Below are 13768 nucleotides of genomic sequence, written 5' to 3' on the forward strand. Positions count from 1 at the left end.
GACATGAAGTGGACGGACGCCGAGGACATCGCGCTGGCGCTGATGGAGGCGCACCCGGACGTGGACCCGCTCACGGTCCGCTTCACCGACATGCACAAGTGGGTGGTGGCGCTGCCCGGATTCAGCGACGAGGCCAAGAACTCCAACGAGGGGCTCCTCGAGGCCATCCAGATGAAATGGCACGAGGAGTACCAGGACCGCTGAGCTACCAGGTCACCACGTGATCGTGAGCGAAGATCAGGTCGAGCAGCTCGGCGTAGTCCAGATCGCCCTCGGCGAGCCGGCGCACCGTGACGTCGGCGGCCAGCGTGGGCGCGGCGGCGCCGTCGAGCAGCACCACCGTGACGCGGGCGCCGGGCTCGCGCCGGTTGGCTTCGATCACCGACGCGGCGAGCGTGGCCGAATCGCTCTTGACCAGATGGAGGAAGCCGGCCATCAGAACACGAGGAACCGCGTGGCCCGGGGCACCAGTGCCGCGATCTCCTCCCGGCTCACCGAGACGACCGGGTGGCCGTCGGCATTCCAGTCGGGGTGGGTGGGCAGCGCCCCCTCCACGTGGAAGGTCACCCCGAGCTTCTTGAGCGAGGCGCGGAACTTGGCGATGTCGTCGCCGTCGATCAGATCGTCGGTGTCCTCGTCGAGCAGGTGGACCGCGGGCCCGGTGAGCACCACGTGCACCTCGTTGTCGCCGGCGACGATGCCGAGCGCGATACGCATGGCCTCGTTGGCCCGATGCGAGACGCGCGGGTCCTCGGAGATGACGACGAGGGTGGGCTGGCTCGGACTCACGGCCGCACGCGGGCTAGTTGAGCGCGATGAAGCGGTCGGTGCCGTTGATCACGTCGGTGAGCACGACCAGGCCGCAGTTGGTGGCGCGATCCGACAGAGGCAGGCGTCGCTTCTGACAGCCGTACGCGCACACGAACAGCTTGAGGCCACGCTCGGCGAGGGCCTGCAGGCGGGCGTCCTCCACCGCGGCCACCGCATCGTCGATCAGGTACAGGTACACGTCGCCGCCCGCGTCGAGCGCCGCGCGGGACAGTCCGAGCGCGGTGTCGAGATTCGGGTGATCGGGCGCGGTGGAGACCATCAGGCCCAGCTTCCGACTGGCGAGAGCCATGGCGGCGAAGCGTAACATCGTGAAAGGGGAGCGTCAATGAACCGTCAAGTCTATCTCGATCACAACGCGTCCACCCCGGTGCATCCGGAGGTGGTGGACGCGATGCTGCCGTACTTCAGCGAGCGCTTCGGCAATCCGTCGAGCGTGCACGGCTTCGGCCGCGCCGCGCGCGAGGGGCTGGAGACCGCGCGGGAGCAGGTCGCCCACTTCCTGCGGGTTGGCAAGGAAGAGATCGTCTTCACCTCCGGTGGCACCGAGTCCGACAACATGGCGGTCAAGGGGGTGGCGATGGCCCGGCGCTCCGGGCACATCATCACCAGCAAGATCGAGCACCACGCGGTGCTGCGGGCGGTGCAGAACCTCGAGACGATGGGCTTCGACGCGACCTATCTGGACGTGGACGGCTTCGGGATGGTGGATCCCGATGCGCTGCGCCGGGCGATCCGGCCCGACACCATCCTGATCTCGATCATGCACGCCAACTCCGAGATCGGCACCGTCCAGCCCGCGCGCGAGCTGGGCGCGATCGCCCGGGAGCACAACATCCCGTTCCACATGGACGCGGTGCAGACCTTCGGCAAGGTGCCGATCGACCTCGACGCGTTCAACATCGACATGCTCTCGTTCTCTGGTCACAAGATCTACGGGCCCAAGGGAGTCGCCGGCCTGTACATCAGAAAGGGCACCAAGATGGTGTCGGTCCAGCACGGCGGCGAGCACGAGCGCCGGCGCCGAGCCGGGACCGAGAACGTGGCCGGGATCGTGGGCTTCGGCAAGGCGGTCGAGGTTCGCGGGCGCGACATGGCCGAGGAGGCCCAGCGGCTGACCGCGCTCCGAGAGCGGCTCTGGGAGGGTCTGAGCCGCCGGGTCCCCGAGGTGCGGCTGAACGGCCATCCCACCCAGCGGGTGCCCGGCACCTGCAACGTGTGCTTCCGGCACGTGGAGTCCGAATCGATCGTTCTCGGGCTGGATCTGAAGGGCATCGGCGTGTCGGCGGGGTCGGCCTGTACCTCCGGCAACGTGGAGCCGTCGTACGTGCTGGTGGCCATGGGCGTGCCGCTCGATTGGGCGATGGGCGCGGTGCGGCATTCGCTCGGCCGCAGCACGACCGCGGAGGACATCGACTACGTGATCGAGTCCACCGAGCCGCTGGTGGCGAAGCTCCGGAGCGCCATGCCCGCGCGGGCCTGAGCCGGTCGGGGGGCGATGCTCGGGCCCGCGGCCGCCCGAGGCTCATCGATCGCTACCGGAACCCGCGGAATGTAGGCATGATGCGGAATCCCGACGGCGCGGAATCCGGACGGCGTGGGCGAGGGCGAGGCGCGCGACACCCCGAGCCGGCGGACACAAGGAGCGACCGAAATGCTTGAGCAGATGCGGCGGGACGTGAGGACGGTGCTGGAGCGCGATCCGGCCGCGCGGTCGGCGGTGGAAGTCGTCCTCTGCACGCCGGGCGTGCACGCGATCTGGATCCACCGCGTGGCCCACCGGTTGTGGGGCGCGGGCTGGAAGCTCGGCGGCCGGTGGCTCTCCCACGTGGGGCGGTTCCTCACCGGTATCGAGATCCACCCCGCGGCGGTCCTCGGCCCCGGGCTCTTCATCGATCACGGCATGGGGATCGTCATCGGCGAGACCGCCGAGATCGGGGAGAACGTCAGCATCCTGCAGGGGGTCACCCTCGGGGGCACCAGCGCCAAGCGCGAGAAGCGTCATCCCACCATCGGCGACAACGTGACGATCGGCGCGGGCGCCGCGGTGCTCGGCGGCTTCACCATCGGGGCGGGCAGCCGGATCGGCGCCGGCTCGGTGGTGGTGCGCGAGGTTCCGGAGAACTGCGTGGTGGTCGGCGTGCCCGGGCGCATCACGTTCCGGAACGGCGAGCGGGTGACCGGCGGCATCGATCTCAACCAGACCGATCTCCCGGATCCGCTCGCCCGCACGCTCGAGCAGATGGCCGACCGGATCCACTCGCTGGAGGCCGAGCTCGAGCGGCTGAAGAAGATGGCCGACGCGGCGGACGCGCGCACTCACTGAGCTCTTCCCACAAGGGGGTCTATCGACGTGCTGCCCAAGGACACCATGGACGTGAAGGAAGCCTCCCGGTACCTCGCGATGGACGAGAAGGTCGTGACCCAGATGGCGATCGAGCGCCGCATCCCGGCCGTCGAGCACGAGGGCAAGTGGCTCTTCTCCAAGAAGTCCATCGACAAGTGGCGCGGGCGCACCGTCACCCGCTGATTCTTCTTCCCTCCCGTCCGCAGTGACGCGGACGATCCTCCACGTCGACATGGACGCGTTCTACGCGTCCGTGGAGCAGCGCGACCGGCCGGAATTGCGCGGGCGGCCGGTCATCGTCGGCGCGGACCCGTCGGGCCGGGGCGTGGTGTCGGCCGCCTCGTACGAGGCGCGGCGGTTCGGCGTGCACTCGGCGATGCCGATCGGACGCGCCGCCCGCCTCTGTCCCCAGGGCTCGTTCCTCCCGGTGGACATGGCCAAGTACGCGGCGGTCTCCCGACAGGTCATGGAGATCCTCGCGGCGTTCACGCCCCTGCTGGAGCCGCTCTCGATCGACGAGGCGTTCCTCGACGTCACCGGCACCGAAGGGCTCCACGGCGACGGCCCGACGGTCGCGCGCGCCATCAAGTCGCGCATCGCGGAGGCGCTCTCGCTCACCGCGTCGGTGGGCGTCGCCGCGAACATGTTCGTGGCGAAGGTGGCCTCGGATCTCCGCAAGCCGGACGGGCTCGTGGTGGTGGCGCCCGGCGCCGAGGCCGACTTCCTGGCTCCGCTGCCGGTCTCGCGGCTGTGGGGAGTGGGCCGCGTCACCGGCGCGTCGCTGGAGGAGATGGGCATCAACACCATCGGCCAGCTCGCCTCGCTGCCGCTTCCGTACCTGGAAGCGAGATTCGGCTCGGGGGCCCGCGGGCTGCACGATCTGGCCTTCGGACGCGACGATCGCACGGTCGAGCCGTTCGCGCCGCCCAAGTCCATGGGCGCCGAGGAGACCTTCGGACAGGACCACCGCGACGTCGAGCGCCTGACCGCGACGCTGCGCGAGCAGGCCGAGCGGGTGGCCCGCGAGCTGCGCGACGAGGGCTATGCGGGCCGATGCGTGACGCTCAAGCTCCGCTTCGCGGACTTCTCCACCCTGACGCGCCGCCACACCGACGACCCGACGCAGGACGGCCTCGCCATCTATCGGCGGGCCCGCGCGCTGCTCGACCGGATTCCGCTCGGGCAGGCGGTGCGCCTGATCGGTCTCTCCGTGTCGGGGCTCGGCCCCGCTGCGTCCGGCCAGCTTTCCCTACTGGAGCCGGACACCGCGCGCCGCGAGCGCCTCGCGCGGGCGATGGATCGGGTGACCGCGCGCTTCGGCGAGGATTCGCTCCGGCCGGCGAGCCTGCTGCGGAAGCCCCGCCGCGGTCCGCGCCCTTTCGGGCGTAACGCATGACCGGCCGTGCTCGCGTTGCCTTCCCTCGGGCGTTCGGCTAGACTCGCTGAATAGCGGTTCATTTCGTCGCCCGGAGAGGCTCAATGGAACGTCCGATCGCCTACGACAAGCTGGCCCGCGAGGACCGTCTCGTCCGCATGCGAGCCCGCGAAGTGGCGCAGCTGAAGATCGACCAGGGGCTGCCGCCGTTCCCCGACCTGCTCTCCCCCGACGCGATCAAGGAACGGGTGCACGGCATCATGGTGGGCGAGCTGCAGGCCATGGAGGGCGCGGGCCGCACGGTCTACGATTTCCCCGACGCGCCGTGGGAGTTCACCATGGACATGGCGCGACAGGTATGGGACGAGTCGCGGCACGTGGAGATCTACGTGCGTCTGCTCGAGCACCTGGACGGCTACATCGGCGAGTTCCCGGAGACGACGATCCTCTGGCGCTGCGCCTGCGCGGAGGATGCGGCGGCGCGGGTGGCCGGGGTGAACCGCGGCCTCGAGGGCCTGGCCTGCGACGTGTTCAACCAGCTGGTGCACATCGCGCGCAAGATGGGCGATCCGATCCTGGAGCGCGCAGTCGACTACGTACTCGCCGACGAGATCACCCACGTCCGGATGGGATCGAAGTGGCTGACCCGTCTCACCGAGGGCGATCCGGAGCGGCGCCGCCGGGCCATCGAGTTCCAGGAGACCATCGACGAGCGCTTCAACCTGGGCGGAATTCGCCGCGAGGGCCCGCACGAGATGGTGCCGATCTCGATCGCCACCGAGGCGCGCCGCGAGGGCGGCTTCACCGACGAGGAGATCGCGCGACTGATCCGCACCACCCAGCGGTCGGCCGTCTACTAGGATCGCGTCGTGTCCCACCCGCTGGCCGGTCATCTGGAGGTCGACGACTCCGCGAGGACCGTCCGGCATTACCGTTACGCGGTCGAGCGGATGACCCGGATCCTCGGCGGCTGGATCGCGCTGACCCCTGAGCTGTCCGCCAAGCTGCTCATGGGCCGGCACGTGTGGGACAACGCCCAGCACGCCGACGCCTGGGGCAAGCGCCTGCCCGAGCTGCGCGCGGCTGCCCAGGTCTCCGAGCCGGCGAGCGCCGGGCTGGTCGCGTTCATGGACGCGCTGGAGGAAGCCGAGGCTCCCGGCGAGACGATCGAGCGGTTGGTCGCGGTCTATCGGGTGCTGAAGCCGCACCTGCTCGCCACCTACGAGGCGCACCTCGCCCGGGCAAACGCGGTGTACGAGCCCCCCACCTGCCGCATTCTCGCTCGCGCCATCGAAGACGAGCGCCGGCACATCACCGCGGGTGAGACCGTCCTGCGTCATCTGCTGCGGTCTCCCGAGCTCGAGCGGCGAGCCCACGCGCGCGAGGTGCGGCTCTGGACGCTCCTGCACGCGTCGGGCGGCGTCACCGGAACGGAGCCGGTCACGCGCGCGTCCGCCGAGGCCGCCACCGCCCCGCTGAGCGACGACGCGGCCGAGTTCATCCGCCTCGAGCGCTCGACCACGGAGTGGCGGATCGCTCCCGAGCTGGCCGCCGCACTCGCCGCGCTCGGCGAGGCGCTGGTCGCCGGCGACCCGACCGCGGTGCGCCGGTGGCTCAGCGCCGAAACGGTCCCGGGCCCCGAGGTGACCGCGCGGCTCGGCGACGCGCGCGGAGGCCGGCATCGGGTCGTGGCGTTCGCCCGCGTCGGCGCGCACCGGCTGGTGAAGCTGCGCATCGACGGTCCCGCCCAGCCGATCACCCTGCTGATGCGCTGGGTGTCCGACGGAGCCGACTGGCGCATCGCCGCGCTCGAGACCGTCTCCGCCTCCGCCGTCCAGCCGGCCTGAGTGACGTGCTCCAGCGCGTCCTGATCGCCAACCGGGGGGAGATCGCCCGTCGCGTCATCCGGGGCTGCCGCACAATGGGGATCCATGCGATCGCGGTCTACTCCGAGGCCGACGCGGGCTGGCCCCATGTGGCGGACGCCGACGAGGCGGTGGCGATCGGCCCGGCGCCGGCGCGCGACAGCTATCTCGACATCGCTCGACTGCTCGAGGCGGCGCGTCGGACGAAGGCCGAGGCCGTCCATCCCGGCTACGGATTCCTCTCGGAGAACTGGCGCTTCGCCCAGGCCTGCGAGGCGGCCGGGCTCGTGTTCATCGGCCCGTCGTGGCGGGTGATCCAGCAGATGGGCGACAAGGTCGCGGCGCGCGCGCTGATGTCCGCGGCGGGGGTCCCGGTGGTCCCGGGCAGCACGGGGCCGGTGGACTCGGTGGACGCCGCGCGCGAGGTCGCGGCCCGCGTCGGCTATCCGGTGATGGTCAAGGCGGCCGCGGGCGGCGGCGGCATCGGGATGGTGCGGGTGCCGGACGAGGCGGGGCTGGCCTCCGCCTTCACCGCGGCGCAGCGGCGGGCGCAGTCCGCCTTCGGCTCGGGCGCGCTATTCGTGGAGCGTTACCTGGAGAACCCACGCCACGTCGAGGTCCAGGTCTTCGGCGATGCCGGCGGCCGAGTCGTCCACCTGCACGAGCGCGAGTGCTCCATCCAGCGCCGGCATCAGAAGCTGGTCGAGGAGAGCCCGGCGCCCAACCTCCCGGCCGCGCTCAGGGCCCGGCTGACCGAGGCGGCGGTCGCGGGGGCGCGCGCGGTCGGCTACGTGAACGCGGGGACGATGGAGTTCATCGTCCACGGTGAGCAGTTCTACTTCCTCGAGATGAACACGCGCCTGCAGGTCGAGCATCCGGTGACCGAAGAGGTGACGGGTCTGGACCTGGTGCAGGCGCAGCTGCGGGTGGCGTCCGGGGAGCCGCTGCCGTGGACGCAGGAGCAGGTGCCCCAGCGCGGGTGCAGTATCGAGTGCCGCGTCTATGCCGAGGACCCGGCCCGCAACTTCATGCCGTCGCCCGGGCGCATCTCCCGGCTGGTGCTTCCCGCCGGACCCGGCGTGCGCGTCGAGTGCGGAGTGGCCGAGGGCGTGGAGGTCTCGGTGCACTACGATCCGCTGCTCGCGAAGCTCATCGCCACCGGCGCCACCCGGGTCGACGCGATCGAGCGGATGCGTGGGGCTCTCGCGGCCTTCGTGGTCGAGGGCGTGAAGACGGTCATCCCCTTCCAGCAGCGCGTCGTGGACAGCCCCGCGTTCCGCGCGGGCGCGGTGCACACGCAGATGGTGGAGCAGGGCGCCTTCCGCTGAGGCGTCGCTCGAAGCCGGCGCGATGGAGACAACCCTCACCGACGCGCGGACGCGGGCGATGACCGCGGCGGGGTTCTGGCGCAACGAGAGCCTGCTGACCTATCTCGACCGCTGGGCCCGCACGCGACCGGACAAGACCGCCCTGGTCGACGCCCGCGGGCGCCTGTCGTGGAGCGAGCTGGCGCGGGCGGCGGACCGGGTAGCCCACGGGCTTCGCTCTCACGGCGTGGAGCCAGGGCGGGTCATCTCCTGCCAGATGCCCAACTGGAGCGAGGCGATCGTGGTGTTCCTGGCCGCGCTCCGGCTCGGGGCGGTGATCAATCCGATTCCGCCGACCTACCGCGCCAGCGAGGTGCGCTTCATGCTGGGGCTCCTCGAGTCGCAGGTGGCGGTGGTGCCCGCCACGTTTCGCGGGTTCGACCACGCCGGCATGCTGGCCGGCCTGCGCGCGGAGTTGCCGCGCCTCGAGCACGTGTTCGTGGCCCGGGGCGACGGGCCGGCCGGCACCACGCCGCTTCGCACCCTCACCGACGAGGCGTGGGAGGCCCGCGAGGGCCGGCGCGAGTTCCCGGGCACGCCACCCGACGCGGTCCACGAGGTGGTGTTCACCTCGGGCACCACCGGCGAGCCCAAGGGGGTCATGCACACCCAGAACACCACGCTGTCCACGCTCCATCTGGCGATCGAGCGGCTCGATCTGACCGAGCGCGACGTGCTACTGATGGCCTCGACCGTCGGCCATCAGACCGGCTTTCTGTTTGGCCACTGCCTGAACCTGCTGCTGGGCGCCACCACGGTCTGGATGGACGTCTGGAACGTGGAGGAGGCCGCCCGCCTGATCGAGGGCCAAGGGGTGACGTTCTCGATGGGCGCGACCCCGTTCCTGCGCGATCTCACGTATCTCGAGACCGGTCGTGATCGCTCCTCGCTGCGCCTGTTCATCTCCGCCGGGGCGCCGATCCCGCGCGCCCTGGTGCGGGACGCGCGCGAGCGCCTCGGGTGCGTCATCTCGGCGGGGTGGGGGATGACCGAGAACGGGATGGTCACCTGCAACGGCCTGCGCGACGACGAGGGGAAGATCGTCGGCAGCGACGGCTCTCCGCTGGCCGGCATGGAGCTGCGGATCGTGGACGACGACGGGACGCCCGTACCGCCCGGCGTGGAGGGCGATCTGCTGGCGCGCGGGGCCGCCCAGTTCGTCGGCTACTTCCGGCGGCCGCAGTTCACCGCCGAGGCCCACACCGCCGACTCATGGTTCCGCACCGGGGACCGCGGCACCCTCGACCGCGACGGGTACCTGGCGATCACCGGCCGCTCGAAGGATCTCATCATCCGGGGGGGCGAGAACATCCCGGTCGTGGAGGTCGAGAACCTGCTCTACACTCATCCGAAGGTCGCCGGCGTCGCGATCGTGGCCACGCCCGATCCCCGGCTGGGGGAACGGGCGTGCGCGGTGGTGATCCCGCGCGAGGGACAGACGATCACGCTGGGCGAGATCGTGAGCTTCCTGGAGCGTCACCACCTGGCCCGACAGAAGTTCCCGGAGCGCCTCGAGGTCGTCTCCGAGTTCCCCACCACGCCGAGCGGCAAGATCCAGAAGTACAAGCTACGTGACCTGGTGGCCGAACGGGCCCGGCGCACGGAGAAGCCAACATGAATCTCGAACTGGCGGACAAGAGCGTGATCGTCACCGGTGGCGGCTCCAACATCGGGCGGGCGATCGCCCTCGCGTTCGCGCGCGAGGGCGCGCACCTCACGGTCGCCGAGATCGACGAGGGGCAGGGCACGAAGGTCGTGGCCGAGGCCCGGGATCTCGGCGCCGCCTCCGCCACCCTGCTCCCGACCGACGTGACCCGGTGGGAGTCGGTGCAGTCGATGGTGCGCGAGGTCGAGGGCCGCGCGGGCCGGGTGGATGTGCTGGTGAACAACGTCGGCTGGACCTTCGACCGCCTCTTCGTGGAGAAGGAGCGGACGGAGTGGGAGCGCGAGATCCAGCTCAACCTGTGGGGCATGATCAACTGCACCCGCGCGGTGCTCGACGGCATGATCGCCCGCAAGGCGGGCGCGATCGTGAGCATGGGCTCGGACGCCGGGCGCATGGGCGAGTTCCGCGAGGGCGTGTACGGGGCCTGCAAGGCCGGCGTGATCGCCCTCAGCAAGAGCCTGGCCCGCGAGGTGGGCCGTCATGGGATCCGCCTCAACGTCGTATGCCCGGGCATGACGATCCCCGCGTCCGAAGAGGATTTCGGCGACCGCAGCATGTGGGCCGCCGAGGCCAATCGCGCCTTTAGCGCGCCCGACATGCAGGCGCGCATTGCCAAGGCCTATCCACTCCGGCGCGTCGGCCGGCCCGAGGACGTGGCACCCGCCGTGCTGTTCCTGGCCTCCGCCGCCGCCGGCTTCATCACGGGGCAGACCCTCTCGGTGAGCGGCGGCTATACCATGATGTGAGCGGGGACGGCGCCATGGATCTGCAGCTCTCGCCCGAGCAGGAAGCCCTGAGTCGCACCCTCCGCCAGTTCGCCCGGAAGGAGCTGGCGCCGCACTCCGCGGCCTGGGACCGCAGCGGGCAGTTTCCCGCGGAGGCGTGGCGGCGCATGGGCGAGCTGGGGATCCTGGGGCTACGGATCCCCGCGACCTACGGGGGCCAGGAAGCCGACTTCCTGACCTACGGCATCGCGATGGAGGAGATCGGGCGCGGCGACTTCAGCTGCACCTACGGCATCCAGCTGGCCGGGCTGGCCGGCGAGATCCTCGGCGGCAGCGCGCCGGAGGCGCTCAAGGCGCGATGGCTCCCTCCCACCGCGGCCGGCGAGGCGGTGGTGGCCCTGGCCCTCACCGAGCCGGGCGCGGGCTCCGACGCGGCCAACCTGGCCTGCCGCGCCGAGCGCGACGGCGACGGCTACGTGCTCACTGGCGAGAAGTCGGGGATCAGCCTGGGCATGGCCGCGCACGCCGCCATCGTGTTCGCGCGCACCGATCCGGGGACACGGGCGCGGGGCATCACCGCCTTCCTGGTGCCGCTCGACCTGCCCGGGGTCTCGCGGAGCCCGCTGCGCGACATGGGCACGCGCGCCATCGCGCGCGCGGTGCTGAGCTTCGATCACGTGCGGATTCCGGGCTCGCATCGCCTCGGTGAGGAGGGCACCGGCTTCTACCGGGTCATGCAGGGCTTCGACTACAACCGCATCGGCATCGCGCTGGCGTGCCTGGGCGTGGCCCAGCAGTCGGTCGAGGAGACCATGGCCTACGTGCGCGAGCGCAAGGCGTTCGGCCATCCGCTCGCGCGCTTCCAGGGCGTGTCGTTCTCCATCGCGGAGGCGGCCACGCACGTGGAGGCCTGCCGCTGGCTCTGCTACCGGGCGCTCTGGCTCGCGGATCAGGGGAAGCCTCACACCAAGGAATCGGCGATGACCAAGTGGTGGGGCCCGCGTCTGTCGGTGGACACGATCCACCAGTGTCTGCTGCTGCACGGGCACTACGGCTACACCGACGAGCTGCCCTTCGAGCAGCGCATGCGCGACGTCATCGGCCTCGAGATCGGCGACGGCGCCTCCGAGGTCATGAAGATGGTGGTGGCTCGCGAGCTGCTGGGTCGCGAGAGCCTGCCGTACTAGCGCGGCCGTCCGGCCCGTCACGGCTCGGCGGGATGTGAGAGAATGCGGCCGCCTCGAGAGGCGCCGCGCGAAATTCCTCCGCGGAACGACAAGGAGCGCTCAATGTCCGAGGACGTCAAGGCCCATATCACCGGCGTGGTCTTCCAGGTCACCACCAAGCCCGGAGACGCGGTGGCCGCCGGAGATCCGGTCATCGTGCTCGAGTCCATGAAGATGGAGATCCCGGTGGAGGCGCCCCGGGCCGGCAAGGTGCGCGAGATCCGGGTCGCCGAGGGGCAGACGGTGCAAGAGGGAGACACCGTCGCGGTGATCGACTAGGGTCGCGGCCGAGGACACGCCGATGGCCGTCGCGCTGATCCGCGAGCTGTACGAGTATCACCACTGGGCGAACCGTCACCTCCTCGACATCGCGGCCGGCCTCGGCGACGGGGCCACCCGCGACATGGGGGCCCACTGGAGCTTTCCCACGCTCAAGGGCATGTTCGCGCACGTCTACGGCGCCGATCTCTCGTGGCTGCGGCGCTGGCAGGGCTCCTCTCCCCGCCGGCTGATGGGCGACGGCGACTTCGCCTCCATCGCCGCCCTTCGGGAGCAGTGGGACGCGCTCGAGCGAGAGCAGGGCGCCTTCGTGAACGCGGTGAGCGAAGCCGATCTCGCCCGGGTCGTGAGCTACCAGAACACCCAGGGCAAGGCGTTCAGCGTGGCGCTGGGTCCGCTGCTGCAGCACGTGGTCAACCACGCGACTCATCACCGCAGTGAGGCGGCCACGATGATCACGCTGATCAGCGGCTCGCCGCCCGACACCGGGATCAACACCTATCGCGTCGCAGTGGTCAAGGGCTGACCCGTGGGAATGAAGGACCTCGTCGACGATCTGCGCGCGCGCCGTGAGCGCGCGCTCGGAATGGGCGGAGCCGACGCGGTGGCCCGGCAGCGCGCGGACGGCAAGCTCACCGTCCGGGAGCGGCTCGATCTCCTGTTCGACGCCGAGTCGTTCCAGGAGATCGGGGTCCTCGCCACTCACGCCAACGTCGCGCCCGCGATGAAGGGGCGCGAGACTCCCGCGGACGGCGTGATCACCGGTTTCGGCCGGATCGCCGGACGGCCCGCCGCGGTGATCGCCTACGACTTCACGGTGATGGCCGGCTCGATGGGGCGCACCGCCGAGGTGAAGTGCAACCGGGCCCGCGAGATCGCGCTCGGCAAGCGCATGCCGATGATCTGGCTGATCGACTCGGCGGGCGCCCGCATCCAGGAGGCGATCGGCTCCACCTTCGCCGGATCCGGCCTGCTGTTCCGCGAGGAGTCGATCATGTCGGGAGTGGTGCCGATGGTGGCGGCCATGATGGGCCCGGGCGCCGCGGGCACCGCCTACATCCCGGCCCTGGCCGACTTCGTGCCGATGGTCAAGGGCACGAGCCACATGGCCCTCGGCGGGCCGCCGCTGGTGAAGGCGGTGGTCGGCGAGGACATCAGCGCGGAGGAGCTGGGCGGCTCGCGGGTCCACACCGAGGTCTCGGGGGTGGCGGACCTCGAAGTGCCAGACGACGTCGCATGCATCGCGGCGGTCAAGGAGTACCTGTCGTTCTTCCCCGGCTCGAATCTCGAGCCGCCGCCGGTCCAGCCCTGCGACGATCCCGCCGACCGCATGGACGAGGGCCTGCTGAGCGTGGTGCCGGACTCGGCGCGGCGCGCCTACGACATGAAGCACGTGATCGGGCATCTGGTCGACCACGGGCGCTTCTTCGAGATCAAGCCCGGCTGGGCCCGCAACCTGATCACCGCCTTCGCCCGGATGGGCGGCCGTCCGGTGGGCATCGTGGCCAACCAGCCGATGGTGCTGGGCGGCGCGCTCGACGTGGATTCGGCCGACAAGGCGGCGCGCTTCATCATGCTCTGCGACGCCTTCCACATCCCGTTGCTGTTCCTGCAGGACGTGCCCGGCTTCCTGGTCGGCTCCAAAGTGGAGCGCCAGGGGATCATCCGTCATGGGGCCAAGATGCTGTACGCGGTCAGCGAGGCCACCGTGCCCAAGGTCACGGTGGTGGTGCGCAAGGCCTACGGCGCCGGGTACTTCGTCATGTGCGGGCGCGCCTACGAGCCGGACCTGATCGTGGCGTGGCCCACCGCGGAGATCTCGGTGATGGGTCCGGAGGGCGGGACCAACATCATCTTCCGGAAGGAGATCGCGGCCGCCGCCGATCCCGCCGAGGAGCGCGCGCGCCGCGTGGAGGAGTTCCGGCGGCTCATCAACCCCTACATCGCCGCGGGCGGGGCGCTGATCGACGACGTCATCGATCCGCGCGAGACCCGGCCGGTGGTGATCCGGGCGCTGGAGATGGCCCGGTCCAAGAAGGTCGAGCGTCCCTGGAAGAAGCACGGAGTGATGCCGGTCTGACAAGGAGGAC

General features: G+C 70.8%; 17 protein-coding genes. 14 read left to right on the forward strand and 3 right to left on the reverse strand.

Features of this window, described 5'->3' with window-relative positions:
- Positions 1-3: 3 nt before the first annotated feature.
- Positions 4-204: a Fe-S cluster assembly protein IscX gene (gene iscX / locus VKN16_00175; GenBank protein HME92612.1), complete on the forward strand. Its 201-nt coding sequence runs from the start codon at positions 4-6 to the stop codon at positions 202-204.
- Position 205: 1 nt separating this feature from the next.
- Here the strand turns inward: iscX and VKN16_00180 are convergent, their stop codons facing one another.
- From VKN16_00180 to VKN16_00190, 3 genes are read right to left on the reverse strand one after another with little or no spacing between them, the layout of a single operon-like run.
- The gene (locus tag VKN16_00180; protein HME92613.1) at positions 206-436 is read right to left on the reverse strand and encodes a hypothetical protein; all 231 of its coding nucleotides are present in this window, start codon (positions 434-436) and stop codon (positions 206-208) included.
- Positions 436-789 carry a DsrE family protein gene (locus VKN16_00185; GenBank protein HME92614.1) on the reverse strand — a complete coding sequence of 118 codons (354 nt, stop codon included), beginning with the start codon at positions 787-789 and terminating at the stop codon, positions 436-438. Before VKN16_00185 ends, VKN16_00180 begins: the two co-directional genes overlap by 1 nt.
- A gap of 13 nt (positions 790-802) precedes the next feature.
- A complete protein-coding gene (locus VKN16_00190) occupies positions 803-1120 on the reverse strand; it encodes a DsrE family protein (protein ID HME92615.1) in 318 nt (105 codons plus the stop codon).
- 36 nt (positions 1121-1156) lie between these two features.
- On the opposite strand from VKN16_00190, the gene VKN16_00195 reads away from it, so the two are divergent.
- The 13 genes from VKN16_00195 to VKN16_00255 all read left to right on the forward strand — a co-directional run bounded on the left by VKN16_00195 (position 1157) and on the right by VKN16_00255 (position 13758).
- Positions 1157-2311 (forward strand): IscS subfamily cysteine desulfurase, encoded by a 1155-nt coding sequence (locus VKN16_00195; protein ID HME92616.1) that lies wholly within the window; start codon positions 1157-1159, stop codon positions 2309-2311.
- 114 nt (positions 2312-2425) lie between these two features.
- Positions 2426-3154: a serine O-acetyltransferase gene (gene cysE / locus VKN16_00200; protein ID HME92617.1), complete on the forward strand. Its 729-nt coding sequence runs from the start codon at positions 2426-2428 to the stop codon at positions 3152-3154.
- A gap of 27 nt (positions 3155-3181) precedes the next feature.
- The gene (locus VKN16_00205) at positions 3182-3358 is read left to right on the forward strand and encodes a helix-turn-helix domain-containing protein (protein HME92618.1); all 177 of its coding nucleotides are present in this window, start codon (positions 3182-3184) and stop codon (positions 3356-3358) included.
- Positions 3359-3380: 22 nt separating this feature from the next.
- Positions 3381-4571 (forward strand): DNA polymerase IV, encoded by a 1191-nt coding sequence (dinB, locus tag VKN16_00210; protein ID HME92619.1) that lies wholly within the window; start codon positions 3381-3383, stop codon positions 4569-4571.
- 83 nt (positions 4572-4654) lie between these two features.
- On the forward strand, positions 4655-5410 hold the full coding sequence (locus tag VKN16_00215; GenBank protein HME92620.1) for a DUF455 family protein: 756 nt from the start codon (positions 4655-4657) through the stop codon (positions 5408-5410).
- 9 nt (positions 5411-5419) lie between these two features.
- On the forward strand, positions 5420-6397 hold the full coding sequence (locus tag VKN16_00220) for a hypothetical protein (GenBank protein HME92621.1): 978 nt from the start codon (positions 5420-5422) through the stop codon (positions 6395-6397).
- A 5-nt stretch (positions 6398-6402) separates the two neighbouring features.
- Positions 6403-7743 (forward strand): acetyl-CoA carboxylase biotin carboxylase subunit, encoded by a 1341-nt coding sequence (locus VKN16_00225; GenBank protein ID HME92622.1) that lies wholly within the window; start codon positions 6403-6405, stop codon positions 7741-7743.
- A gap of 22 nt (positions 7744-7765) precedes the next feature.
- Positions 7766-9400 (forward strand): AMP-binding protein, encoded by a 1635-nt coding sequence (locus VKN16_00230; protein HME92623.1) that lies wholly within the window; start codon positions 7766-7768, stop codon positions 9398-9400.
- Positions 9397-10194 (forward strand): SDR family oxidoreductase, encoded by a 798-nt coding sequence (locus VKN16_00235; GenBank protein HME92624.1) that lies wholly within the window; start codon positions 9397-9399, stop codon positions 10192-10194. The genes VKN16_00230 and VKN16_00235 overlap by 4 nt, the downstream gene beginning before the upstream one ends.
- 14 nt (positions 10195-10208) lie before the next feature.
- Positions 10209-11360, forward strand: a complete 1152-nt coding sequence (locus VKN16_00240) for an acyl-CoA dehydrogenase family protein (protein ID HME92625.1) — start codon at positions 10209-10211, stop codon at positions 11358-11360.
- 102 nt (positions 11361-11462) lie between these two features.
- Entirely contained in the window at positions 11463-11678 is a 216-nt protein-coding gene (locus VKN16_00245) for a biotin/lipoyl-binding carrier protein (GenBank protein ID HME92626.1), read from the forward strand.
- A gap of 22 nt (positions 11679-11700) precedes the next feature.
- Positions 11701-12204: a DinB family protein gene (locus tag VKN16_00250; protein ID HME92627.1), complete on the forward strand. Its 504-nt coding sequence runs from the start codon at positions 11701-11703 to the stop codon at positions 12202-12204.
- A gap of 9 nt (positions 12205-12213) precedes the next feature.
- Positions 12214-13758, forward strand: coding sequence for an acyl-CoA carboxylase subunit beta (locus VKN16_00255; protein ID HME92628.1), 1545 nt, complete (start codon positions 12214-12216; stop codon positions 13756-13758).
- The last annotated feature ends 10 nt before the right edge of the window (positions 13759-13768 follow it).

The sequence above is a fragment of the Candidatus Methylomirabilota bacterium genome (genome assembly GCA_035315345.1).
Lineage (GTDB): Bacteria > Methylomirabilota > Methylomirabilia > Rokubacteriales > CSP1-6 > CAMLFJ01.

Coding starts and splice junctions, on each gene's coding strand:
- VKN16_00190 (HME92615.1), bottom strand. CDS start 1,120: ATGGCTCTCGCCAGTCGGAAGCTGGGCCTGATGGTCTCCACCGCGCCC.
- iscX (HME92612.1), top strand. CDS start 4: ATGAAGTGGACGGACGCCGAGGACATCGCGCTGGCGCTGATGGAGGCG.
- VKN16_00255 (HME92628.1), top strand. CDS start 12,214: ATGAAGGACCTCGTCGACGATCTGCGCGCGCGCCGTGAGCGCGCGCTC.
- VKN16_00195 (HME92616.1), top strand. CDS start 1,157: ATGAACCGTCAAGTCTATCTCGATCACAACGCGTCCACCCCGGTGCAT.
- VKN16_00215 (HME92620.1), top strand. CDS start 4,655: ATGGAACGTCCGATCGCCTACGACAAGCTGGCCCGCGAGGACCGTCTC.
- VKN16_00250 (HME92627.1), top strand. CDS start 11,701: ATGGCCGTCGCGCTGATCCGCGAGCTGTACGAGTATCACCACTGGGCG.
- VKN16_00235 (HME92624.1), top strand. CDS start 9,397: ATGAATCTCGAACTGGCGGACAAGAGCGTGATCGTCACCGGTGGCGGC.
- VKN16_00180 (HME92613.1), bottom strand. CDS start 436: ATGGCCGGCTTCCTCCATCTGGTCAAGAGCGATTCGGCCACGCTCGCC.
- VKN16_00240 (HME92625.1), top strand. CDS start 10,209: ATGGATCTGCAGCTCTCGCCCGAGCAGGAAGCCCTGAGTCGCACCCTC.
- VKN16_00245 (HME92626.1), top strand. CDS start 11,463: ATGTCCGAGGACGTCAAGGCCCATATCACCGGCGTGGTCTTCCAGGTC.
- VKN16_00230 (HME92623.1), top strand. CDS start 7,766: ATGGAGACAACCCTCACCGACGCGCGGACGCGGGCGATGACCGCGGCG.